Here is a 24,641-nt window from a genome sequence, read left to right on the forward strand (position 1 = left end):
TTTCTGTTTTCGTGTGAACTCTCATAGAATGTCCTAATCTATCAACACAACAATACTGCGCTAGGACTGATATTTTCTTATCATATACACTGATAAATAAAATAGCGGTATAGTTACGATTACAAAAAGTAATTTGAATGAATAACTATTAAATATCAAACTCATCATTTGCGAGTAAGGTATTACGCCGAATATTGTTACGAACATTACGACAATTGCCGTATCTATAAATAACGATACGGCAGAGCTTAAATTTCTTAAAAAAAGATATTTATTATTGGTAAGTTTACGGATTAACGTATAAAGATTTATATCGACAATTTGTGCAGTATAATTTGCTATTAACGACCCTATAAGCGAAATATTATATACCCCAAATACCAAATTAAATATATCATTATCGATTCTCGACCAGGAAGTTGCGTCTAGCTTATTCATCATCATTAAAATCAAAGATACCAAAATATTCATTATTAGAGCAAGGCGAATACAAAATTTTGCTTTTAATTTACCGTAAAATTCAGTGATTAAATTAGTTATTAAGAATGTCAACGGATAAAAAATTGCCCCGACCGATAACTCAAATGTATGAAAAGGTAAAATCGGTAAATAAACAAATTTTTGATAAATGAGATTGCTAGTTACGACTAGTACTGCAAATAAAGTGCATAATATGGTATATATTTCATTTTGCTGCATTAGTTATTATTTTTTTATAAGTAGAGTTAAATAATACTACCATAAAATAAGCCAGGATAGCAAAAACACAAAGATATAAAATGGGGAACAAATTAAAATTAAATTTCTGCATCGAGCGCAAACAGACATAATTGGCAGTACCAGACATTAACATCGAGCCGATAGTATGACCAAAACTTATTAAGCGGTAACGCTCTTTAACCTGAAAAGCCTGAATAACGATACTGTGAGCAAGAGCATTAAACGGTGCAACGGAAGCGGCTAACATTAGGCTGGCTGCAAGCCCTAAATTAGTCATTTGGTAATAAACTGCAATAATAAAGAAACTGCTTGCTATAAGTGTTCCTATAAGAGCTAATTTTACCACTATCATAGCACCGAATCGATCGGCTACAAAACCGGCAACCGGCATAAACAATGCAAAGCACATTACTATTAACACCGAAAAACTACTAATAATAAAAGTAGTTTGAGGTAGCACCATCGGCAAATATTGTTTCATGAAAATAATAGATACCTGATATGTTACGCCGAAACCGCCTGCTAAAAATATTAGCGTCAAAATAACTTGCCATTGTTTTTTTATTAAGAAACTAAATTTTTCGGTAACTAGCGGCCGGTGTTTACTTGCTTTAAATTCAGGTGTTTCATCAAATTTCTGTCGATAATAAATAGCGATCAAAGCCAGCGGTAGGCTTAATAAAAATGGGATACGCCATCCCCAGTCGGGGAAAATATGAGCATTAAAAAAATTAGTCGCACCGATCCCAAGAAGTAAGCCAATGACACCAGTACATCTAGTTATAGCCGAAGCAGTAAAGCGGAATTTAGGACCTAAATGCTCTATAACGTAAATTGCTGCTCCATCATACTCACCGGCTATAAAGATCCCTTGCAACAGGCGACATAAAATTAAAGTTATTGTACTCCAAATACCGATTGAAGAATATTCTGGTAGTAAACCGATTATTACAGTCGGAATTACGATACCGATAATAGTAATGCTTAATGCTGTTTTACGACCGTGTATGTCTCCTATTCGTCCAAAAATGTAAGCTCCGATAGGTTTTGATAAATAGGCAACAGCATAAACAGCAAAAACATTTATTAAGCTTGTCAAATGATCGGTAGCTTTGAAAAATTTATCCGCAATGATGGCGGCAGAAAAGCCATATAAGCTATAATCATAATATTCAATGATAGTGCCTAAAAAAGCCCCAATAACTTTATTGAGTGATGTTTTAGAAGAGTGGTTTGTTTTCATAGGATTAGGCTTGTTGTTTGAGTATTGATTGTAACAATATTATTCTAGTTTAAACTGAGCGTTGTTGTATGGCTCAAATTTACCTCGTCATTGCGAGAAGATACGTTACCCACGTGGATAACCTCCACCGTCATTGCGAGCGACCACAGGGAGCGTGGCAATCCAGAAAAACAATAAAAAAAATGCTATAAATTAGCATTTTTTACTGGATTGCTTCGTCAATTGCTATGCAATTTCCTCGCAATGACGGGGGTTTTGTAAAGATTTCAATCCACGCAACAACGCCTACGTGGAAATGACATTCGAACCATGCAACACCCCTTGTCAAGCCACGGTATGACAAGATTATCTTATACTGCTACTCAGCATCCATTTATTTTTTTCGTGGACTTTAAGCCTGTTTATTAACATATCAGCAGTTCCCTCATCACCTTCTTCTTGAGAAATTTTAATGCCTTTATAAAGCGTAGCGATAATAATTTCCTGTCCCTTTACCAGATCCTCAAGCATATATATTGAATCTGCATTTAGATTTGGTTCATTTATCGAAGCAAGTTTTATAAGCTCGGATAAAGGAGAGACTTTAGAGCCTAACGTCCGGATTCTTTCGGCAAGTTCATCTATACCTTCTGCCAAATCTTTATACTGTTCTTCAAATAACAAATGCAAACTTCTAAATTCCGGTCCTTCCACATTCCAATGATAATTTTGAGTTTTGAAATATAGAGCGTGACTATCGGCTAAAATTACTTCCAAAGCTTTTACTGTGTTCATGCTAATACCTATTATTTAATGATAATTTTTAATAAGTTTATAATATTTTTCTCAATATTACCATTAATACTTAAACAAAAATTTGCTTGTATACAAATCGTCATTGCGAGCGACCATAGGGAGCGCGGCAATCCAGAAAAACAATAAAAAATGCTATAAATTAGCATTTTTACTGGATTGCTTCGTCAATTGCTATGCAATTTCCTCGCAATGACGGGTAAAAATGATCCACATAGCAACTTAATGCCAATCGCATAAAGGAATCTATTGAACAAGCAAAACAAACAAAATTTGTTAAAGTTGATTTAAATGATTATATTTTCTTGAAAACTGCAAGTGCTCTTACTCGCGATAATTTATAATCAACTATCGGCTTTGTATAGTCAGGATAAATTTTTGTAAAATTTATATTGTGAATAATATTTGCCGGTACATCTTCAAGTTCCGGTAGGTATTTTTTTACATATTCTGCATTAGGATTAAAATTTTTACCTTGCGTGTACGGATTAAAAATACGAAAATAAGGTTGCGCATCAGTACCGCAAGATGCCGCCCACTGCCACCCTCCAACATTTGAAGCAAGCTCGTAATCCATCAAATACTGGGCAAAAAACTCTTCCCCCATTCGCCAATCAATAAGTAAATTCTTCGTTAAAAAGCTTGCAACTATCATACGTGCACGATTATGCATCCAACCGTCTTGCAGTAATTGGCGCACTGCTGCGTCGATTATAGGGTAACCAGTTTTGCCTTCCGTAAATTTATAAAAAATTTCAGCATCTTTATTCCATGGAATTTTACGACGATATTTTTCTAAAAATTCATCTTTAACGCTATAAGGAAAGTGGTAAAGGATATTTGCATAAAACTCCCGCCATATTAATTCATTAATCCAAGTAATAACACCAAGGTTTGAGGTTAATTCAAAAGCCTTACGGTAACATTGCCTTATCGATATTAAACCAAATCTTAAATACGGTGAGATAGTGCTGGTGCCGTCAAGATGCAGGAAATCACGATTAGTTTTATAGTTATTTATTTTTGTACGAATAAATTTATTTAAGACATTTTCGGCATTTTCTGCTCGCCAAAGATCATCTTTTTTATAATTATAGCCGATTTGATTTAATATTCCCTTTGGGCCTTGCGTTAGATTAAGCCTTGGTAAATCAATATCTGCAAATGAAGCTAATTTATCATCTAAATTATAATTATATGCGGTTAGTAGCTTATTATGAGTATTACCGGGAAAAGCATTATGATCGGCTAAATACTTCCGGAAAGATTGCATATAAGGAGTATATACTTTATAAGGCTGATTATCTTTTGTTAAAATACGATCCGGTTTAATTAGTAAATGATCGCAAAACAGTTCTAATTTTCGATTTTCTCCTAACTGTTTTTTAATTTCCTCATCACGCTTAATATTATCGGGCTCATAATCCTCATCGGCATAAATAGCCTTAACATCTAACGCCTCTGCAAGCTTTGGAATTATTAGCAGCGGATCGCCGTAAAATACTAGTAACTCACCTTTTAATTCTTGTAATTTATTATGTAGTTGATAAAGAGTACTTGCTAAGAAAGAAAGACGACGATCCCCAGAATTTATAAATCTTTTCAGAATAGTAGTATCAAATATAAAAATCGGTAAGATTTTTTCGGAATTACGAAGTGCTGCCGCAAATGATTTATTATCCTGAAGCCGTAAATTACGGCGTAGCCATATAATGGATAATTTACTCATACATTTACGAAAATTTATTATTTTTTGGAAAGCCGCTTGGTGGAATTTTACCGATAGCGCCACGTTTAGTTAAAAATTCCGTAATATTTTTCTCAAGCCTGATTTTACCTCCTATATTCCAGCTTAAGCCGTCGGCTTTATTGAATATTTTAATATCAGTAAGTTTAGCATTTTTAAATTTCTGAAATATTACCCCCTGCCCTTTTTTCATTTCTGGTATTTCATCTATATTAAACACCAATAATTTTCGGCTTTCACCGATGCACGCAACACTGTCTCCCTTAACTTCTAAACAAGCAATGCAAGAATAACTTGCAGGTAGCTGCATGACCTGTTTACCGCCTTTAGTTTGCGCTATTACTTCATTTGAGTTAACTATAAAACCTTTACCGCTATCGCTAGCTAATAATAAAAGCTGATCAGGATGATAAACAAGTATGTTAGTGATATCGTTATTACCTATATCTACCAATAATTTAATAGATTCGCCGTTACCCTTACCTTTAAAAATATTATCAGCCAGAATAGTAAAAAATTTGCCTTCCGAGCTGATTATCAGAATTTTATCAGTCGTATAAGCTTCTAAAATAAATTTTTCTTCGTCCCCTTCCTTGTATTTAATATTTGACAGGTCATTATTATGACCTCTTAAAGAGCGTACCCAGCCCATTTTTGAACATAAAATCGTAATAGGTTCTTTGGTCACGAAAGCTGATATATCAACTATTTTGGCAGCTATGTTCACTTCTTCAAAACTAGTGCGCCTGCTACCGATCAAGGTATTTAAACCGAATTTAGTTTGTACCGTTTTTACTTCTCTTTTAACGATCTTCCATAATTCTTTTGGATTATTAAGTACTTCTTCTAATATTGCTTGTTCTTTCTGTAACTTACTATATTCATTAATAATTTCCTGCTCTTCAAGTTTTCGTAAGGAACGAAGTCTAGTATTTAATATTGCTTCTACTTGAATTTCGGTTAATTTAAACCGCTCTCTCATAATTTCTTTTGGCTCGTCTTCTTCTCGAATAATTTTGATAATTTCATCAAGATTTAAATAAGCTATTCGTAGCCCCTCTAATATCTCTAAACGATGCTTTATCCTGTTTAAAAGGTAAGTTGACTTGCGGGTGACAATATTTTGTCGATGGCTTAGGAATTCTTGCAGTATCTCCAGAATATTCATAACTTTCGGCACGTTATTACTACCGATTACATTCATATTAAACTGGATTCTGTTTTCTAAAGTTGTTAATTTAAAAAGTGACTCCATAACTATTTGCGGATCGCAATTGCGATCACGTGGTTCGATAACTAGTCTTATAACGTCTGTTGATTCATCACGAATATTGCCGACTAATGGAATTCTTTTATCCTTTAACAGTAAAGCTATCTGTTCGATAAGCCTTGATTTCTGGATTTGATAAGGTATTTCCGTAACTACTATTTGATACGCACCGTAAGATAGCTCTTCCTTTTCCCATCTGGCTCTGACTCTTAAACTACCTCGTCCAGTCATGTAAGCCTGATTAATTACCTCGGTTTTGTCGATAATTATCCCGCCCGTCGGAAAATCCGGCCCTTTTACAAAATTCGTTATATTAGAAACGCTAGCTTCGGGGTGATCGATTAAATAGAGCAAAGCATCACATAGCTCATGTAGATTGTGGGGAGGAATGCTGGTTGCCATACCTACCGCTATGCCTTCCGAGCCGTTAGCTAACAAATTCGGGAAGCTGGCCGGCATTATTACCGGCTCATAATCAGAATCATCGTAAGTAAGGCGGAAATCAACTGTTTCCTTATCAATATCTTCCATTAACAGCGTACAGATCTCTGTCATACGTGATTCGGTATAACGCATTGCAGCCGCATTATCGCCGTCCACAGAACCGAAATTCCCCTGCCCGTCTATTAATGGGTAGCGAAGAGAAAAATGTTGCGCGAGGCGTACTAAGGTATCATATACCGCTACGTCACCGTGCGGATGATATTTACCGATTACGTCACCTACCACCCTTGCGCATTTTTTATAAGCAGAGTTCGGCTCTAACTTTAGTTGTAGCATGGCATATAATAGCCGGCGATGCACCGGCTTTAATCCATCACGCACGTCCGGTAATGATCTTGACATAATAGTCGATAAGGCATATGCAAGATAACGCTCCGATAAAGCGTCAGCGAAATCGATATTTTCAATTTTAGAATCAGTCATATTGGTACTATCAATTTACTATAGCTAGTCTTTTATTATAACAATCTTTGCGGTGGCCAATTACTAAAATTTTGACGGTCAAATCTAATAATTGATAAATTACTCTATAATCTCCAATTCTTAGAGAACGACAATTTTTAAAACTATATCTTAAAGGTTTACCGAATTTTATTGGATCAGACAATAGTTTTTCATTGATTGTCAATTTTATTAGTGACTTAACAGAGGGAGAAAGTTTAGAAATATCTTTAGAGATGACATAATCTGAATAAATAATATTATACATTTATTTCCAGGCATCCTCGTGATTTACCCAGTGCTTGGTTTCTGTTAGCCTTTTATCCGCAAGCTTTGAAAATACTTCATCTTCTTCAAGTTCTAAACTAGCCATGATAAGATTTTTTGCTATTTTAGAAGAAGAAGAGTTATTAATTTTTGCAAGATTTATAATTTCATTATAAGTCTTTTCATTCAAAGAGACTAATAACCTTTTAGCTGCCATAAAATTACCGAATTTACTTATTTATAATAAATGTATCATGTTTGATACGTGATATCAATTAGCAAAATAAAGATTATTCATCAAAGCCGGGTTTACCGGGCAGTCTCGAGTTAATATAATCTATTAACTTATAGGGTAATAAATTTAGCAATTTTAGTACAAAATAGGTTAATTTTGGAAATATTATTAAACCTTTTCGTGCATTAATACCGTTTATTATAATTTGTGCGGCACTGCTTGCCGAGATTTTGAAAGGCATTGGGAATTTATTAACTTGCGTCATTGGAGTATCGATATAGCCGGGTATTACTACACAAACTTGTACATTAAATTGTGCAAGATATCCTCTTAAAGCATCGCCAAATATTTTAATAGCCGCTTTGCTAGCTGAATATGACGGAGCGCTTGATAACCCCAGCATCCCTGCCATTGAACTTATTATAGCTATCGTGCCGCTTTTATTTTTTATCATTTGCTGCATACAAGGTAAGATAAAATTTAAGCTGCCGTTTAAATTGGTAGAAAATATTTCTTCTACTTGCTTTGAAGATTCAGGCGCGCCTAATGTGCCAGCTGATACACCTGCAGAATTAATTAAAATATCGATTTTATAGTTTTTAATAATTTCTTCTAACTGAATATTTACTTGCTCTTTATCTCTCACATCACAAATAATTGATATTACTTCGGCTTGATAGCTTCTACAAATAGTGGCTACTTCTTCAAGCCGCTCTTTATTCCTACCGAATAAAAAAAGCTTGGTATCTTTAGAAGCATATTTAGTGGCTAAAGCCTTGCCAAGCCCGCTGGAAGCGCCAGTAATTATTATTGTTTTTTTGTCTGAAATCATTATAGTTATAGTTAATTTTATATCAAAATAACATATATAGAATTATATTCAAGTAAACTAAAATGAAAAAACAATTCTTGAAAGACCAGCAGTATAAGGGACTTATAATAATTTTATCCTCTCCCTCAGGGGCTGGTAAGTCTAGTTTAACAAGAGCATTATTACAAATTGACGATAATTTGCGATTATCCGTTTCTGCAACTACTAGATCCATAAGATCCAAAGAGGTTGAAGGTGTAAGTTATTATTTCAAAAATAAAGAGGAGTTTAAAGAGTTAATAAAGCAAAATATGTTTTTAGAATATGCTGAAATTTATGGTAATTATTATGGCACAATAAAAAAAGATGTTGATGACTTACTAAATCAAGGTCTAGATGTTCTATTTGATATTGACTGGCAAGGTGCAAGAAGTATAAAACAAGCGACTAGCAACGTTTTAACTATTTTTGTTTTACCTCCTAGCCTTGAAGTTCTAGAGCAACGTTTGAGACATAGAGCCGCAGATAGTGAAGAAGTCATAAAATTACGCATGCAATCAGCAGCAAGCGAAATAACACATTCAAGCGAATATGATTATATAGTAACTAACGATGACTTTGATGTTACTGTGAAAAAGATACATTCGATTATTGTAGCGGAGAGAGCAAAAAGACAGTACAAATAAAAACAGCGGCATAAAAGTAAATTCTACTTATATGCCGCTGTCTAACAGTTTAGATTATTCTCAATAATATATTATTGAGAAATACCTAATTTTGTTTTTTGATCAGGAGTAGTATTGTTCATAACCCATTGTTGAACATCTGAACTTAACATATTGTATTGATCCATAGTTAAGCTATCAACCCAGCTTTGTTGATCCGCAGCGCTCATTCCCATTACTATATCTGTGGTAACGGTATTAGGTGCAGGCCAATCCATTCCAGCAAAAGCTGTTGTTGAGAAAGCAAGAACTAGTAGAATTTTTAGTAAATTTTTCATTTTTATGAACCTATTATTGTTGTTTGTATAGACAATTATAACTTAACTAAGAGAGCTTTCAAGATAAATTATATAACAATTTAATTTTTTTATTGGAAATGAATTTTTATTGCAACAAATATACTACTCATTCTTTACAGCCCTTAACTGTTCCAAGCAAATTAGCCTGTAGATTTCTGAAGTTAATAGTAAATTATCATGAGTACCTTCGGCGATTAATCCACCTTTATCTATTACTAAAATATTATCGGCATGTTCAATCCCGCTAATACGGTGGGCGATCGATAATATGATTCTCCCTTTCATTAGCTGTTTTATTGAATGTAGCAATTTCTGTTCACTCATCGTATCTAAGGCGCTCATTGCTTCATCAAGAAGTAAAATTTGAGGGTTACGAAGCAAAGCACGTGCAAGCGCTATTCTTTGCTTCTGACCCCCTGACAACCTTAACCCTCTTTCACCGATTTTTGTGTCAGCACCGTCAGAAAGCTCTGCGGTAAATTCCGTTATACCGGTTATTTCTGTCACTTTCCTTATCTCTTCTTCAGTAGCATCAGGCTTAGCAAAAATAATATTTGATCTAATTGTACCCGAAAAAATACTAGCCTCTTGGGGAACATAGGCAATTAAATCTCTAACTGCACTAGAATTTATCATTGAGATATCTTGATTAGCGACATTAATTAAACCGCTATCGGGAAAATAAAATTTTAACAATAACTGCATTAAGGTAGTTTTTCCTGAGCCTGACCTACCAACTATACCGATGAATTTACCTGAAGATATTTTAAAAGAAATATCATTGATAATTTTTAAATTTGGTCTTGAAGGATAAGCAAAGTTTATATTTTTAAACTCTAGAGCAACTTGTACCCCCTTCTTGTCTTCCTTATTAACAGCTGGATTCCCGCCTTCGCGGGAATGACATAGAGCACGAGTATTAGTTTTATCATCTAAATTCGTAAAAGTTAATACTCTCTCAAGCGCCGTAAGTGGTAGATGCATCTCGCCTAAAAGTTCAAAAATTCCGCCACTACTAACGCCGGCAACGATAGCGTAATAAATAAATGACACCATAGAGCCGGCGGATAATTTCCCTGCGACTATATCCATACTACCCACCCACATAACGCCAGTAATAGCAGCAAGTATAACCGCTATCGATACGGCAAAAAATAATGCACGGATTTTTAAGCGGCTAGCGGAATGTTTTAAATAAGAAAATGTTTGTGTATCAAAATCGGCAATCTTATTTGTTTGGCGATTAAAAGCATGGATAGCACGAATATTAGTAAAGCTCTCCTCTATATTAGAGACTATTTCAACTTGAGCGTTTAAAGCCTTTTTTGAAAGAGCTTTAACGTGCTTGCCGAATTTAATTAAAGGAATTAATAATAAAGGAATAGTAATAATTACGATTGCTGCAAGTTTAGAACTTTCAAAGAACATTAAGGCAATACCGCCGATTAACATAACAGAATTACGAATGAAAAAAGAGAGAAAATTAACAATCAGTTTAGCTATTAAATCTATATCACCGGTAAGGCGTGAAATAATCTCACCGATTTTTAATTCTTCAAACTCGGCAATTTCGTAATTAATTAAGTTGCTATATGCCTCTTTTCTAATTTGAGTTACTACTTTTTCAGCAACGTTATTAATATAATAAGAGCGAAAAAAACTACTTATACTTAAAATAACAATTAATAAGCAAATACATAAAATAGATTTATTAATTGATGTTTGATAATTTTCAGTTAAACCGTTGTCAACGAGCCCTCTAAAAACGCTACCTATCAATAATAAGGAAATTGATACGCACAATAAAGACACCGCAACAACAACCAGGTCTTTTTTATAGCATCCTAAATATTTGATTAATCTATATAAAAGCTTAATATCCATGATATTATTGGTTTAGGCAAAAGGAGTGGGAGAGGTAAGTGTAGTATCACTTATTTTTTGTATATATACAATATTAATTAACTGTTTCGCTAAAGGAATTCTCTTTATAAAGACACCATTCATCCCAACACCTTTCAGGGTTAATATCTTTATAACCTCTAGCAATTTCAAGCTTCTTAGCTCTTTCTTTACTAACGGTTATGTCAATTGCATTATCTCTTATATTTAAAACTTCTTCCTGTGTTAAGAGTGATCCTTTGTTGTTTTCTGATAAAATTAGTAATTGTAATAATGGTGGCATGAAAACAATTTCTAGCTTTGAGTCTGCCATAATTATGATGTATATATGGGGCGAATGACGGGGCTCGAACCCGCGACCCTCAGAATCACAATCTGATGCTCTAACCAACTGAGCTACACCCGCCGTAAATTAACACCGTAAATTTAGATTATTAGGAGAATTTAGTCAAGAATATTTATGGGTAACAGGATTTATTTTATGACCTGGTTAGTTTCATTTTACTTATCGATATTATATAATCGTAATTTGACTTGCATATTATAACTATATATAGTTACAATATGAATCAGCATATAAAACTTATAAATAAAGCTAGACGGAATCCTAAAGGATTAAGTTTTTCTGAATTTCATACTTTAATGATACAATGTGGATGGATTAAAGATAGACAAAAAGGTAGCCATCAAATTTGGTACTCACCTAAAGGTGATAGGTTGTCTATTCAAATTTTTGGAAATATGGCAAAAGAATATCAAGTTCGACAATTTTTAAACTTTGAAAAAGAAAATGAAAATGAAAATCAATAATGAATTTGACGGTTTTACTATAGAGCTTTTTAAAGATGAAGACAGAGATTGGTTAGCAAGATTTGAAGAATTGCCAAATGTATCAGCTTTTGGAAATTCACCTGAAAGAGCATTACAAGAATTAAAAGAAGCTTGGGTATTAATGAAAGAGAGTTATGTAAGTCATAATCATTCTATCCCTTTAGCTCCCGCAAAGAGAGAATACAGTGGACAATTTAATATTCGAGTAGATAAACGTATTCATCGAGCTTTGGTACTCGAAGCACTTAAAGCAAAAATTAGTTTAAATGCTTTGGTAGCTCAAAAATTAACCTTATCGGTAAACAATGAAAAAAGCAGTTAATTTAGTTAGCGGTGGGGCCGATTCGTCGACTGTTCTGGCGATGGTTAAAAAGATGAATTACGAAATTCATGCTATAAGTTTTAATTATCATCAGCGTAATAAAGTAGAACTGCAAAAAATAAAAGAATTAATTAAAAAATATGACGTAAAACAGCATAAAATTATTGATATTGATTTAAGAGCCTTCGGCGGTTCTGCTCTGACTGATGATCAAATAGATGTTCCTCATTATCATGATTCTAATGAACTTGCTGATGATATACCTGTTACTTACGTACCAGCCCGTAACACTATATTTTTAAGTTTTGCCTTAGGGTTTGCTGAAATAATAGGAGCGCGGGATATTTTTATCGGCGTACATGCTACTGATTATGCCAACTATCCGGACTGTCGCCCCGAATATATAAAATCTTTTGAAACGATGGCAAATTTAGCTACTGCTGCAGGAGTGCAAGGACAACGCATTCAAATTCATGCCCCCTTGCTTCATATGACAAAAGCAGAAATTATTAAAACTGGCATAGAACTTGGGGTAGATTACTCTAAAACAATATCATGTTATGATCCAACGCTAGAAGCATTATCTTGCGGCACATGCCACGCTTGCCTTACAAGATTAGACGCTTTTAAAAAAAATAAAGTACAAGATCCTATTAAATATATATGACAATTAGAGAATATTTACAGCGTTCGTTTCCCGTATTAGACTTAAACGACATAGTTTTAAGAGAGTTAGCCGACACAGATGCAGAAGATTATTTTAACTATATGAATAAACCGGAAATCGCATTATATTTAACGGATAGTAATAGACCGTCCAATCTTGAAGAAGCACTTAGCGAAGTTCGGTATTGGGGTAATTTACATAAAAATCAGAGAAGCTTTTATTGGGGGATAGCTTTAAAAAATAATAACAAGCTTATCGGTACTGCCGGCTTTAATGTGATAACGACCTCTCATCTTAAAGCAGAAATAAGCTATGATCTCGATCCTGAGTTTTGGGGGCAGGGAATAATGCTGAAATCCATAAAAAATATTTTAAAATTAGCCGACTATATGGGATTGATGAGAATACAGGCAACGGTGATAACTGATAATTATCGCTCTATTACTCTGCTGGAAAGATGCGGTTTTGTCCAGGAAGGCGTTTTAAAGAAATATGAAATTGTTGCAGGCGAACATAAGGATTATTATATGTACGCTAGGGTTTTATAAATTTAGTTGAGGTCCGAAAGATTCATAATGAATTTGTGATTCGGCTACATCCCAATTTGTTAGTATAGAACGTATATTTTTCATAAAAGCTTCTGGGCCACAAAAATAATAGTTACAATCTTTATGCGGCAATATTTTTGTTAATAAGCTTTTCGTTATAAAACCAACATTATTACATTTATTGCTTTCAAAATCATTTTTAAGAGGAGCGCTGTAAGATACAGATGTATGAAGGTTGGAATATTGTTTATTAAGCTCTTCTACATGCTCGGAAAATGCATGCGTTTCGCTATTAATAGCGGCATGAACGTAATATACCGGTAATACGTTTTTATTATTAACCACTAAACTATTGAGCATGCTAATCATTGGAGTAAGGCCTACGCCAGCGCTTAATAAAACTACAGGCTTAGAATAATCGGCTCTAAGTTGGAAGCATCCAGCAGGCGGACGCAATGCAAATTCCATATCTTTCTCATAATGATCATGTAAGTAAGTTGAAGCTATTCCAGCTGGTGTAGATAATAATCCAGTAGGCGCCTCCTCACGTTTTACGCTAATTCTATAAAGCTTACCGTTCGGAGCATTAGAAAGAGTATAATGACGGTATATTATATTGCCGTTTGGCAGATTCATCTTAAGGGTAATATATTGCCCCGGTATAAAATCTGCTATTGCTTTTCCATCTTTTGGCTTTAAGTAAAAAGAGGTAATAACATTACTTTCTTTTTTCTTCTCTACTAAAACAAAAGTTCTAAAATCTTCCCAGCCGCCACTTTTATTAGCAGAATTTTTATATAATTCATCTTCCATTTTTATAAATATGTCTGTTAAAACACCATAAGCTAATGACCAGGCTCTAATCTGTTCTTCCGTTATATGTAATACATCCTTTAAAGCTTGTAATAAATTTTTACCGACGATAGGGTAATACTCAGCTTTAATACCAAGTGCAAAATGCTTATTCGCAATCGATTTTAATTTTTCAGATAATATTTGAGGATTATCTATATGCGCCGCATAAGAATAAACAGCTTGGGCAAGTGCCAACGGTTGTTTACCTTTCATTTGGTTGGTAGAATTAAATAAAGGTGTCAGTTCAGGATTGCTAGTAAAAAGCAAATGATAGAAATGTTTTATCACTTCTATAACTTTAAGACGTAATAAAGGTGCAGTTTCTTTTATAGTTTGAATAACTTCATCCTTCAGCATAATTAAATTAACCCATATATTTTATCGTGTATTACCGTTATAAAAAAGTTAGACTTCCATTTATAACTAATTTATATTATATTAAATATAATAACCTCTCTTAATTCATAATATCAAGAAGAAATTTAATGGTAACGGAAAATAATAAAAAAGAATTGATTTGTACTTTCTGCAGTAAAAAACAGCATGAGGTCAAAAAGTTAATAGCGGGGCCGGGTGTTTTCATTTGTAATGAATGTATTGACCTTTGTACCGATATTATGAAGGAAGAAAATAAAGTTGCACTTAAGCAAGTTACTTCCTCGATTCCGACACCGCAAAAAATTTGTGCGGTATTAAATGATTATGTAATTGGTCAGGATCAGGCTAAAAAAGTTTTAGCCGTTGCAGTTTATAATCATTATAAAAGACTTGAATATCTGGAAACCGGCAATAACGACGTTGAGCTTAACAAATCCAATATCTTGCTTATCGGTCCTACCGGTTCAGGAAAAACATTGCTTGCTCAAACTCTTGCCAAGATACTTGACGTACCCTTTACAATGGCGGATGCTACTTCTTTAACCGAAGCCGGCTATGTTGGAGAAGATGTTGAGAATATACTCCTCCGGTTACTACAGGCGGCTGAATTTAATGTAGCGAAAGCTCAAAAAGGCATAGTCTATATTGATGAAGTCGATAAAATTGCTCGTAAATCGGAAAATCCTTCTATTACAAGAGATGTATCGGGAGAGGGAGTACAACAGGCTTTGCTTAAAATTATGGAAGGAACTGTTGCTTCCGTTCCGCCGCAGGGAGGAAGAAAACACCCTCAACAGGATTTTGTTCAGTTAGATACGTCGAACATTTTATTTATTTGCGGCGGCGCTTTTATGGGCATTGACAATATTATAACGGCAAGAACAAATCAAAGTTCCATAGGCTTTGCCGCCAATATTAATATGAATAAAGAAAAAAAGAGCGGTGAGTTATTAAAATTACTTGAGATCGAGGATTTAACTAAATTTGGTTTAATTCCCGAATTTGTCGGTAGGTTGCCGGTAGTAACCACTTTGGATGACCTTGATAAACAGGCTCTGGTTACAATTTTAACTGAGCCTAAAAACGCTATAATAAAACAATATAAAAAATTATTTGAATTAGACGAAGCAGAGCTTGCTATTGATCTGGACGCTTTGGAAGCAATCGCCGAAAAAGCTCTTGCAAGGAAAACAGGTGCCAGGGGGTTACGTTCGATATTAGAGAATTTATTACTGGATAGTATGTATAAAGTTGCAGAACTAAAAAAAATGCAGGTTCATATTACAAAAGACGTAGTAAACGGTGTAGCGCAGCCAACAATTACTTCCAATGCAGCCAAGCCTACTAAAAAACAACGTGTAGTAGAGGATATACCGGCATAAGGATATACAGCGTTCTCGCGAGAAGATTTGAGCTTTGTTCATGGCTCGGCTAAAAGTAATAGATAGTTTGCACACCTCGTATGTCATTCCCTGGCCTTGTATGTCATTCCCGCGCAGGTGGGAATCTAGAACAATCTAGTTATTACTCATCATTGAGAGAGATGCTAGCTATTTCCGTGGCAATCTAAAAATAATAATAACTTCGTTATTACAAGCGAAGTAATCTAATTTCTCATAAGATTGCCACGTCGTTGCTATCGTAACTCCTCGCAATGACGTTTGAAACGCTTTTAGATTACCGCGCTCCTTTTAGTCGCTCGCAATGACACTGATGTCATTCCGTAATTTATTCACGAAATCCAGTTAAAAATCTAAAACAATTACCAGGATACAGTGGAAGGGGCCTCTGTATGACATTATACTCGTTTTGCGATCCACGCAACAACGCCTTTGCGGGAAGGGCATAAGAAGCTTGCGAATGTCATAAAAAGTGCGGGAATGACATCCACAAACGTATTTTCTCTAAATTTTCACACAGAGGCTAATTACAATCTTTGATCTTTTATAGCTCTAAGGGCTAATTTAACTATTTTATTTATACCTGTTTTAGTATAAGTGGAAATAGGGAAAATTTCTTTATCGGTAATTTTTTGTAAGCTATTCACCTTCTCGGATATTTCCTCTTCAGTTAAAATATCGCATTTATTAAGACAGATAATTTCAAATTTATCTTTTAGTAACTCGGAATATGACTCTAATTCCGTCCTAATAGTTTTATAATCTGCGGGAACATTTGCACTAGTACCGTCTATTAAATGGATTAATACATTACAGCGCTCAATATGTTTTAAAAATTTATCACCAAGTCCATGCCCTTCATGCGCTCCCTCAATCAGCCCCGGAATATCAGCCAGTACAAATTCCTCTTCGTCAACATATACTACGCCCAAATTAGGCACCAAAGTAGTAAACGGATAATCAGCGATTTTAGGTTTTGCTGCACTAGCCACTGATAGGAAAGTAGATTTGCCGGCATTAGGCAAACCGACAAGCCCAACGTCAGAAAGTAATTTGAGGCTTAAACTTACCCACATTTCTTCGGCTATTTCGCCTTCCGTTCGACGTCTTGGAGCTTGATTTACTGAAGTTTTGAAATGGCTATTACCAAGCCCGCCGTTACCGCCTTTAATTATTTCAAAACTTTGCTCATCTTTCGTAAAATCATATAATAATATATCACCATTCTCAGAAAATATTTGCGTACCTATTGGCACATCAAGGATTAAGGATTTTCCTGACTTACCGCTTTTATTTGAACCTTTACCGTTTTCACCTCCCGTCGCTAAAAAATGTTGCTTATATCTAAAATTTACTAAAGTATTAAGATGGTAATTACTTCTGAAAATAACACTTCCGCCGCGCCCTCCGTCTCCGCCATCCGGTCCGCCTCGATCAATAAATTTTTCTCTATGGAAACTAACGCAGCCGTTACCGCCGTTACCGCCCTTTATATATATCTTAGCTTCATCGATAAAGTTCATATAAATTTTTAATTCGTTATTTTGCCCTATTATAAGCAATTATACTAATTTTATCAAATCAATAAAACGTCAGTATGTTATTCCCGTTGCCTTTTATATCACTCCCTGCTCTCTATGTCATTCCCGTGAAAACGGGAATCCAGACTAAAAAGCCTTAGCTTGTAAGGCTTTTTTCTATATAATTGTAAGTCATTGTTACACCTTTAGTTTAATTTCCTGGATTCCCGCCTGCGCGGGAATGACATAAGAGGGCAGGGAATGACATCCGTTCTGGGTATCGACCCAACAATGCCGCGCAGGAATGACATCGAGAACGTTGCCTTTTTACAGAAACAACATAACTAATAAAAACAAAAAAAGGGAGCCTTGTTTAAGACTCCCTCCTTAATAGATTTGATTAAAGAATAATATGTAATATTATATATCGAATCTCACACCAGCCATTACGTTATTACCTTTATAACGTATATTGCTTTTTGCTCCATCTTTTTTTGCTTTAGCTTTACCGTAATCTCTCCAAGAATAAACTAGCTCAGCTTTCACACCAGGAGCGACTTCTGCTGAAGCACCAATACCTGCTTGCCAAGCAAAATTATAGTTATTCTTTTTAGTAGAAAAAGATTCGTTAATTGTTTCTTCCTCATTTATACCATTGCCAGTGACCTTAGTTATAGTACTGCTAGTGATCTTTTCTTTTACTAAAGCTGCTCCAACGCCGCCCGTAGCAAATATTTTGAACATATCTACATCAACTACGTCTACAGAACCATTAAATAATAAGCTGGTAATACTAGGCTTCACTTTCAATGAATTTAGCTTAGTACTGATATTATAAACATCACCATTATTTGGATTTCTTATTTCTCTTACTTCTTCATCAGGAGTTTTTAGTTTAAATTGCGCATTAGATACCATACCTAATGTTACATCTGCTCTGAAATTATCCATAATATAATAACCAGCGCCGATTTCACCGATAAAAGCAGTGTTAGACTTTAGTTTTAGTCCATCAATTTTTGCTTTATTAAAAATTGATGCACCGGCACCAGCTTTAATATACCATTGGTTTTCATTTTTAGATTGAGTTGTATCCATTGCACAATCTGCAAATGACAAAGTAGATGATAAAATTGTTGCACTTGCTGCAGCGATTAAAAGTAATTTTTTCATAATTTATTTTCTCCTTAAATGATTATTAGTTTTTTATTGTTATTATATATCGAATCTTACACCAGCCATTACGTTATTACCTTTAAAGCGTGTGCTGCCTGTTTGGAAATTTTGGTTGGAAACCTGGAAATTTTTAGATTTTGATTTACCATAATCTCTATAACTATAAGTTAATTCAGCTTTCACTCCTTCAGCAACTTCAGCTGAAGCCCCTAAAGACACTTGCCATGCAAAATTATATGTTTGTTTACTAGTAGTAGAAATAGCTGCATTATTTATAGTCCAGGTCATTTTATCTTTTACTGAAGCAAGGCCAACCCCAGCTCCACCAAATGCTTTAAACATTCCTACATCAACGAAATCTACATAACCGTTAAGTAATAAAGAAATAATAGTAGGTTTATGTTTAACTGAACCAGTAGAACCCGCATATGCTCCTGCAGATATAACACCTGATTTTTTCAATTGAGCACTAGCTAGCGTACCTAACGTTACATCAGTTCTTACATTATCCATAACATAATAACCTGCCCCGATTTCACCGACAAAAACAGTATTAGACTTTATTTTTAAGCCTGTAAAACCATCTTTTGCCTTATCGAAAATTGTTGCACCAGCATTGACCTTTAAATACCATTGATTATCGTTCATCATGTCGGCAGATGACAGGGTAGATGATAAAATTGTTGCACTTGCTGCGGCGATTAAAAGTAATTTTTTCATAGTTTTAGTACCTCTAATTATATTAATTATTATTTCACTTAAATAAACTCTGAATTTAAATAATTATTAAGTAAAATTCTGTCTTTAAATCTTAATCTCATGCAGATATAACATATAGTATTTTTTATTTCTAGATCAATTAAGAAATAAGCTTATATATATAATGATTATAAAAATACTTGTGACAATAAAAACACAATTATTGAAATTCCTGTTAATTTAGTACGAATCCCTGTTCATATATTTATCGAATTTATCTTTTACATTTTTATATTTATCTGCTTCGGATAAGGGTGGTTTGCTTTTAGTAATATTTGGCCAGGTGCTGGAAAATAACGTCGCTCTTTCCATCCACTCTATTAATTCCTCTGATTCGGGTTTTATCGCATCAATAGGGCACTCAGGTTCACATACCCCGCAATCTATACATTCGCTAGGATTGATGACTAGCATAAACTCTCCTTCATAAAAGCAATCCACGGGACATACTTCTACACAGGTAGTATATTTACATTTTATGCATTCATCGGTTACAACGTAAGTCATTTTACTGCTGATTTTTAAGTTTAATTAGTAATGTAGAGGTTTGTAATATCAATAAAAACAAAAAATATAATATAAAGCTTACAAACATAATGATTAGAGGTTGCAGCATAGAGCTATGAATAGCTGGGGCCTTGAACCTTAAAACACTTGCAGGTTGGTGCAGGCTATACCAGATATTTACCGAGAATTTTACAATCGGAATATTTACAGCTCCAATAAGAGCAATAACGGCAGCCGGCTTTTCGGCACGTCTTATATCATCTGCACTATTAACTATAATAATATAACTTAGATATAATAAAAATAATATCAGCATAGAGGTAAGCCTTGCGTCCCAAACCCACCATGTCCCCCAAATTGGTTTCCCCCATAAAGAGCCGGTTACTAAACTGATTAAAGTAAAACCAGCTCCGGCATAGCTACTAGAAACGGCTAATAAATAAGACATTTTAGTCTTCCATACTAAACTAGTAAAACTACAGATAGCTATGAATGTATAAATTCCAAGTGCCATCCATGAAGCCGGTACGTGTACATACATAATTCTAACTATTTCACCTTGCTGATAATCCGGAGGCGACACTATTAAGCTTAAATATAGCCCGACACTCATTGATAAAAACGTAGCGATTGCTAATAGCGGAAGCAAAATGCTCGATATTTTACTGAAATAATAAGGATTTAATAATTTTAGCATAATATATCTAGGTTTTTAGTGGTCTTGTTGTATGAAATGGTAAAAACGCTCTTTATGTCATTCCCGTGAAAACGGGAATCCAGATTTTTTGTCATGCTGAACTTGTTTCAGCATCTTTTTTAGTAGACCCTGAAATAAATTCAGGATGGCTAGGTATTTACTGGATTCCCGCCTTCGCGGGAATGACATAAAGAAATGTACAATGACGATTTACGCCTATCTTCTAATCTTCTTAAAAAAACTTGTCATTAATATTTTTGACTCCAATGCAAGTATATTTCCGTATATTTCCGGGCGATAAAAACAGGCTTTATTGTTAAAAAAGCGTAAATTACTCTCAACAGCCCCATGTTTAGAATCTGTAGCGCCATAAAATAAGCGGCTTAATCGTGCATGAGCTATTGCACTAGCACACATTGCACACGGCTCTAAGGTAACATAAATATCATGATCTACTAAATTTTTACTGCTTAAAATTCGGCACGCTTTATTAATAGCAATAATTTCAGCATGAAAAAGCGCATTATTCTGCTCTTCAGTAATATTATGAGCTATAGCAATAATTTTTTGATTCAGCCTATTAACAATAACCGCACCGACAGGAATTTCATTTTTTTCAAAAGCACAGCTCGCTTGCTCTAATGCTTGCAGCATAAAAAAATTATTTAATTTCGTCACGATAATTAACCTGTTCTTCTAAGCCGTAAGGGTCCTGGTGAATTATTATTTCAGCATCAGGAAATTCTTTTAATATTTCAGCAAGAATCTCATCACTAATTTCATGAGCGTTATGTAATGACATATTACCCTCCATCTCTACATGACACTGAATAAAAGGTTTATGGGCCGCATATCTGGTTTTCATATCATGCATTCCTTTTACTTTTTCATGTCTGTTAATTATCTCAATAATTTTCCGCCGATCTCCTTCCGGTAATTCCTGATCAATTAAGTTTTTAAAAGCTTTTTTAAATAAAATATAAGAAGTATAAAATATATATAATGCTATAGCAATGCCACATAATGGATCAACAAACCAAAAACTGGTACTCAAATTTATTGAGATTATCACTAAAACATTTGTCAGCAAATCAGTGAAATAATGTAATTTATCGACTTTAATAATTTCCGAATGAGTTTTCTTTATTACATAAGTTTGATAAGCTACTAATATAACCGTAAGAAATATACACAAATACATTATGTTAGTGCCGTATGCAATATTTTCAGGGTAACTACCGTCCGTTAAAGATTTAAAGGATGAGAAACAAGTAAAAAGAGCCGAAGCAAAAAAGAACATCGATTGAGAAAAAATTGTTAAATCCTGCACTTTTTCATGACCGAAGCGATGATGATAATCAGGTGGTTGCAAAGCAAATCTAATAGCAATTAAATTAACAAAAGAAGATGAGATATCAAGCATTGAATCAATCAAAGAAGCTAGCATTGATTGAGAATTTGTTATAAACCAGCCGTAAATTTTGATAATTAATATAATAGCCGCTATCGTAAATGACAAGTAAGACGCCGATTTTATTAAGTTATTATGCTTTACGTTGACCATAAAATATTGTCCAGTTGATTTGAGTGTTGTTGCGTGAATCAAATTCTTGTCATTGCGAGGAGTTGCGATAGCAACGACGTAGCAATCTAAGAAAAAAGAGCTAGATTGCTTCGCTTCGCTCGCAATGACATTTAGATATTCGTTGTGATATCAGTTAACTAATCTGAGTGTATGCAGTCTAACAGAGAAAATATAAAATTCAATCATTAGATAAATATTAGAGCTTTACAAAAATATTTTTATAAGGTAATTTTTTAACTTAATTTTTACAAATATATAGGCAACTTATATGAAATTAATATCTAAATTTATTGTTATGATTCTGGCGTGCTCAATGCTTCAAGCATGTTCCGGACCGGGTGGTATGAATAAGCAAGGTAGCGGCACATTAATCGGGGGCCTTGCCGGTGGACTCGTAGGCTCAAGATTCGGTAAAGGCGGAGGTAACGTAGCAGCTGCCGCCGGCGGCGCTTTACTCGGGGCATTCTTAGGCAATCAAATAGGTGCCGGGATGGATGAACAAGATAGAAAACTTGCAGCGCTTAGTTCTCAAAGAGCTTTAGAAGCAGCGCCTACTGGCAACACCGTAGAGTGGCGTAATCCTGACAATGGTCACTATGGTAGTGTAACACCAAGTAAAACTTATAGAAATAATACCGGTAAGTATTGCCGTGAATATAATCAAAAAATTGTCATAGACGGAAAGCAGCAAAACGCTCATGGCACTGCATGCCGTGAACCTGATGGAACATGGCAAGTAGTGAATTAAATGCAAAAACACCATCACTGCGAGGAGTATCGTTGAGTCGATAGGTTAAGCGTGTTCCTATGTCATTCCCGTGAAAACGGGAATCCAGAAAAAAGCTTAAAACACATAAATATTTGTATAATAAATTCTAGTATTTTTTTATTTAAAGAATTTCTGGATTCCCGTTTTCACGGGAATGACATAAAGAACGTTTTTATTGATCCACGCGGGCAACGTCTACTCTCAATGACAAGCGGAATTATAATCAAAAGGAGTAAATAAAATATGACTTTTGAATTGACAAGTACGGCATTTAATCATAAAAAGCGCATTCCCGATAAATATACTTGCAAAGGCGAAAATATTTCTCCAGCTTTAGAGTGGAAAAATGCTCCTATAGGCACCAAGTCTTTTGCTTTAATTATGGATGACCCTGATGCTCCGGTAGAGCTAGCTCCTCCTCATGGAATATGGGACCATTGGATAATTTATAATATTCCTGCAGCCATTACCAAATTTTCGGAAGGCAAAATAGAGGCTGCTATCAAAATACTTAATAATAGCTGGGGCGAGAAAAAATATGGTGGTTCCTGCCCTCCTCCAGGCAAAGCTCATCGCTATTTTTTCAAATTATACGCTTTAAAAGATTTTCTTGAGCTTAAAGAAAATGCTAGCAAGCAGGATTTATTATCGGCAATAGAAGAATATATTTTAGGAAAAACCGAATTAATCGGCATATATTCTATCGATAAATGAGGAGTGTGCTTCGGTAGCGTTGTTGCATGAATTGGTTGATGTCATTCCCGCGTATGCGGGAATCCAGAAAAAAAATAGTCATTACTTCATTTATTTCAGAATCTTTTGCAAAAGATTCTGAAACAAGTTCAGCATGACAAAAAAATCTGGATTCCCTCTTTCGAGGGAATGACACCGAAGACGTTTGGGATATTCACGCGACAACGCCCCACACAAACACATTAATAATATAAAATAGCATACTTACCTTGGAAAATCATTTAATAGAATTTCGTAACGTATCTAAAAAATTCGGTAATAAATTACCGATCCATAATATTAGTTTTACCATCAAAAAAAATAATATTACCACTTTAATAGGACCAAATGGCGCAGGTAAGACTAGTATAGTTAGGCTAATGCTTGGTTTAGATAAACCTACTAGCGGCGAGATAATAATTAATTCTAAGTTAAAAATCGGTTATGTGCCGCAAAAATTTAACCCCGCTATTGATTTACCGATTACAGTCAAAAATTTTCTGGATTTATTAGCACCGAATAATAAAAATAATAAACTAAAAGAACTTGTTACTTTTATTAATTTAGATAAACTAAAAGATTCTGATATTTCCGAGCTTTCAGGCGGACAATTTCAAAAATTGGTTTTAGCTGCCGCTATACTCAGTGAGCCTAACTTAATTATTTTAGACGAACCAATTCAGTCGCTTGATGTTGCAAGTCAGCAAGAATTTTATCAGATAATCAACCATATTAAAAAGAATCTTGATATTACGGTTTTTATGATTTCCCACGATTTATTTACTGTAATGAAAAATTCCGATCAAGTAATATGCTTAAATGGCCATATATGTTGTAGCGGCGTGCCAAATGAATTAACTCCCAATTCAGATTTTTCAAATGTGCTTTCTTCTCTGGGTTTTTACACCCATCACCACGACCATAAGCATTAAGCCCTGG

Annotated in this window: 27 protein-coding genes, 1 tRNA gene and 2 pseudogenes; 9 read left to right on the plus strand and 21 right to left on the minus strand. The window is 34.5% G+C overall.

The window, feature by feature from the left end; translation table 11 throughout:
- Positions 1-60: 60 nt before the first annotated feature.
- From OTR29_RS00160 to OTR29_RS00195, 8 genes are all read right to left on the minus strand, one after another.
- On the minus strand, positions 61-699 hold the full coding sequence (locus OTR29_RS00160; protein WP_422228653.1) for a queuosine precursor transporter: 639 nt from the start codon (positions 697-699) through the stop codon (positions 61-63).
- Positions 686-1,963, minus strand: a complete 1,278-nt coding sequence (locus OTR29_RS00165) for an MFS transporter (RefSeq protein ID WP_422228654.1) — start codon at positions 1,961-1,963, stop codon at positions 686-688. Before OTR29_RS00165 ends, OTR29_RS00160 begins: the two co-directional genes overlap by 14 nt.
- A gap of 345 nt (positions 1,964-2,308) precedes the next feature.
- Positions 2,309-2,737, minus strand: coding sequence for a Dps family protein (locus OTR29_RS00170; RefSeq protein WP_422228655.1), 429 nt, complete (start codon positions 2,735-2,737; stop codon positions 2,309-2,311).
- A 313-nt stretch (positions 2,738-3,050) separates the two neighbouring features.
- Positions 3,051-4,484 carry a cryptochrome/photolyase family protein gene (locus tag OTR29_RS00175; RefSeq protein ID WP_422228656.1) on the minus strand — a complete coding sequence of 478 codons (1,434 nt, stop codon included), beginning with the start codon at positions 4,482-4,484 and terminating at the stop codon, positions 3,051-3,053.
- Positions 4,485-4,488: 4 nt separating this feature from the next.
- Positions 4,489-6,699, minus strand: a complete 2,211-nt coding sequence (parC, locus tag OTR29_RS00180) for a DNA topoisomerase IV subunit A (protein ID WP_422228657.1) — start codon at positions 6,697-6,699, stop codon at positions 4,489-4,491.
- A 10-nt stretch (positions 6,700-6,709) separates the two neighbouring features.
- A complete protein-coding gene (locus OTR29_RS00185) occupies positions 6,710-6,985 on the minus strand; it encodes a type II toxin-antitoxin system RelE family toxin (protein ID WP_422228658.1) in 276 nt (91 codons plus the stop codon).
- Positions 6,986-7,201, minus strand: a complete 216-nt coding sequence (locus tag OTR29_RS00190) for a hypothetical protein (RefSeq protein ID WP_422228659.1) — start codon at positions 7,199-7,201, stop codon at positions 6,986-6,988. It lies immediately after the preceding gene.
- Between the two features lie 73 nt (positions 7,202-7,274).
- Entirely contained in the window at positions 7,275-8,051 is a 777-nt protein-coding gene (locus OTR29_RS00195; RefSeq protein WP_422228660.1) for an SDR family NAD(P)-dependent oxidoreductase, read from the minus strand.
- 62 nt (positions 8,052-8,113) lie between these two features.
- On the opposite strand from OTR29_RS00195, the gene gmk reads away from it, so the two are divergent.
- Positions 8,114-8,716: a guanylate kinase gene (gmk, locus tag OTR29_RS00200; RefSeq protein ID WP_422228661.1), complete on the plus strand. Its 603-nt coding sequence runs from the start codon at positions 8,114-8,116 to the stop codon at positions 8,714-8,716.
- A 71-nt stretch (positions 8,717-8,787) separates the two neighbouring features.
- Here gmk and OTR29_RS00205 read toward each other — a convergent pair whose 3' ends face one another.
- From OTR29_RS00205 to OTR29_RS00225, 5 genes and pseudogenes are all read right to left on the minus strand, one after another.
- Entirely contained in the window at positions 8,788-9,033 is a 246-nt protein-coding gene (locus OTR29_RS00205) for a DUF2673 domain-containing protein (protein WP_422228662.1), read from the minus strand.
- Between the two features lie 123 nt (positions 9,034-9,156).
- Positions 9,157-9,894 (minus strand): annotated as a pseudogene (locus OTR29_RS00210) (ABC transporter ATP-binding protein); the annotation flags it as partial.
- A gap of 105 nt (positions 9,895-9,999) precedes the next feature.
- Positions 10,000-10,938, minus strand: a pseudogene (locus OTR29_RS00215) (ABC transporter transmembrane domain-containing protein); the annotation flags it as partial.
- 73 nt (positions 10,939-11,011) lie between these two features.
- Positions 11,012-11,269: a hypothetical protein gene (locus tag OTR29_RS00220; protein ID WP_422228663.1), complete on the minus strand. Its 258-nt coding sequence runs from the start codon at positions 11,267-11,269 to the stop codon at positions 11,012-11,014.
- Between the two features lie 16 nt (positions 11,270-11,285).
- Positions 11,286-11,362 (minus strand) — tRNA-His (locus OTR29_RS00225).
- Positions 11,363-11,520: 158 nt separating this feature from the next.
- Between OTR29_RS00225 and OTR29_RS00230 the strand changes: the two genes are divergently transcribed.
- Genes OTR29_RS00230 through OTR29_RS00245 form a run of 4 tightly spaced genes read left to right on the plus strand, consistent with a single transcriptional unit; the run spans position 11,521 to position 13,324 of the window.
- Positions 11,521-11,766, plus strand: a complete 246-nt coding sequence (locus OTR29_RS00230) for a type II toxin-antitoxin system HicA family toxin (protein ID WP_422228664.1) — start codon at positions 11,521-11,523, stop codon at positions 11,764-11,766.
- Positions 11,753-12,109 (plus strand): toxin-antitoxin system HicB family antitoxin, encoded by a 357-nt coding sequence (locus tag OTR29_RS00235; RefSeq protein ID WP_422228665.1) that lies wholly within the window; start codon positions 11,753-11,755, stop codon positions 12,107-12,109. Before OTR29_RS00230 ends, OTR29_RS00235 begins: the two co-directional genes overlap by 14 nt.
- Complete coding sequence (gene queC / locus OTR29_RS00240; protein ID WP_422228666.1) at positions 12,093-12,776, plus strand: 7-cyano-7-deazaguanine synthase QueC; 684 nt, start codon at positions 12,093-12,095, stop codon at positions 12,774-12,776. The genes OTR29_RS00235 and queC overlap by 17 nt, the downstream gene beginning before the upstream one ends.
- Entirely contained in the window at positions 12,773-13,324 is a 552-nt protein-coding gene (locus tag OTR29_RS00245; protein ID WP_422228667.1) for a GNAT family N-acetyltransferase, read from the plus strand. The genes queC and OTR29_RS00245 overlap by 4 nt, the downstream gene beginning before the upstream one ends.
- On the opposite strand, the gene hmpA is transcribed toward OTR29_RS00245, so the two are convergent.
- Entirely contained in the window at positions 13,319-14,536 is a 1,218-nt protein-coding gene (gene hmpA, locus OTR29_RS00250) for an NO-inducible flavohemoprotein (RefSeq protein ID WP_422228668.1), read from the minus strand. The two genes, OTR29_RS00245 and hmpA, sit on opposite strands and share 6 nt — an antisense overlap.
- Before the next feature lie 128 nt (positions 14,537-14,664).
- On the opposite strand from hmpA, the gene clpX reads away from it, so the two are divergent.
- Positions 14,665-15,939: an ATP-dependent Clp protease ATP-binding subunit ClpX gene (gene clpX, locus OTR29_RS00255; protein ID WP_422228669.1), complete on the plus strand. Its 1,275-nt coding sequence runs from the start codon at positions 14,665-14,667 to the stop codon at positions 15,937-15,939.
- Positions 15,940-16,484: 545 nt separating this feature from the next.
- Here clpX and obgE read toward each other — a convergent pair.
- The 7 genes from obgE to OTR29_RS00290 all read right to left on the minus strand — a co-directional run bounded on the left by obgE (position 16,485) and on the right by OTR29_RS00290 (position 22,180).
- Positions 16,485-17,480 carry a GTPase ObgE gene (gene obgE / locus OTR29_RS00260; RefSeq protein WP_422228670.1) on the minus strand — a complete coding sequence of 332 codons (996 nt, stop codon included), beginning with the start codon at positions 17,478-17,480 and terminating at the stop codon, positions 16,485-16,487.
- 417 nt (positions 17,481-17,897) lie between these two features.
- Positions 17,898-18,650 (minus strand): adhesin Adr, encoded by a 753-nt coding sequence (gene adr, locus OTR29_RS00265; RefSeq protein WP_422228671.1) that lies wholly within the window; start codon positions 18,648-18,650, stop codon positions 17,898-17,900.
- Between the two features lie 42 nt (positions 18,651-18,692).
- Positions 18,693-19,373, minus strand: a complete 681-nt coding sequence (adr, locus tag OTR29_RS00270; RefSeq protein ID WP_422228672.1) for an adhesin Adr — start codon at positions 19,371-19,373, stop codon at positions 18,693-18,695.
- Positions 19,374-19,592: 219 nt separating this feature from the next.
- A complete protein-coding gene (fdxA, locus tag OTR29_RS00275) occupies positions 19,593-19,919 on the minus strand; it encodes a ferredoxin FdxA (protein WP_422228673.1) in 327 nt (108 codons plus the stop codon).
- Between the two features lies 1 nt (position 19,920).
- Entirely contained in the window at positions 19,921-20,616 is a 696-nt protein-coding gene (locus OTR29_RS00280) for a heme ABC transporter permease (protein WP_422228674.1), read from the minus strand.
- Positions 20,617-20,832: 216 nt separating this feature from the next.
- On the minus strand, positions 20,833-21,270 hold the full coding sequence (locus OTR29_RS00285; RefSeq protein ID WP_422228675.1) for a nucleoside deaminase: 438 nt from the start codon (positions 21,268-21,270) through the stop codon (positions 20,833-20,835).
- A gap of 7 nt (positions 21,271-21,277) precedes the next feature.
- Positions 21,278-22,180 carry a cation diffusion facilitator family transporter gene (locus OTR29_RS00290; RefSeq protein ID WP_422228676.1) on the minus strand — a complete coding sequence of 301 codons (903 nt, stop codon included), beginning with the start codon at positions 22,178-22,180 and terminating at the stop codon, positions 21,278-21,280.
- A gap of 289 nt (positions 22,181-22,469) precedes the next feature.
- Between OTR29_RS00290 and OTR29_RS00295 the strand changes: the two genes are divergently transcribed.
- The 3 genes from OTR29_RS00295 (at position 22,470) to OTR29_RS00305 (ending at position 24,634) form a co-directional block, all read left to right on the plus strand.
- Entirely contained in the window at positions 22,470-22,949 is a 480-nt protein-coding gene (locus OTR29_RS00295; RefSeq protein ID WP_422228677.1) for an RT0821/Lpp0805 family surface protein, read from the plus strand.
- Between the two features lie 264 nt (positions 22,950-23,213).
- Entirely contained in the window at positions 23,214-23,684 is a 471-nt protein-coding gene (locus OTR29_RS00300) for a YbhB/YbcL family Raf kinase inhibitor-like protein (protein ID WP_422228678.1), read from the plus strand.
- 248 nt (positions 23,685-23,932) lie between these two features.
- Positions 23,933-24,634, plus strand: a complete 702-nt coding sequence (locus OTR29_RS00305; protein WP_422228679.1) for an ATP-binding cassette domain-containing protein — start codon at positions 23,933-23,935, stop codon at positions 24,632-24,634.
- Positions 24,635-24,641 lie beyond the last annotated feature (7 nt).

The sequence above is a fragment of the Rickettsia endosymbiont of Halotydeus destructor genome (genome assembly GCF_049278075.1).
Lineage (GTDB): Bacteria > Pseudomonadota > Alphaproteobacteria > Rickettsiales > Rickettsiaceae > Rickettsia.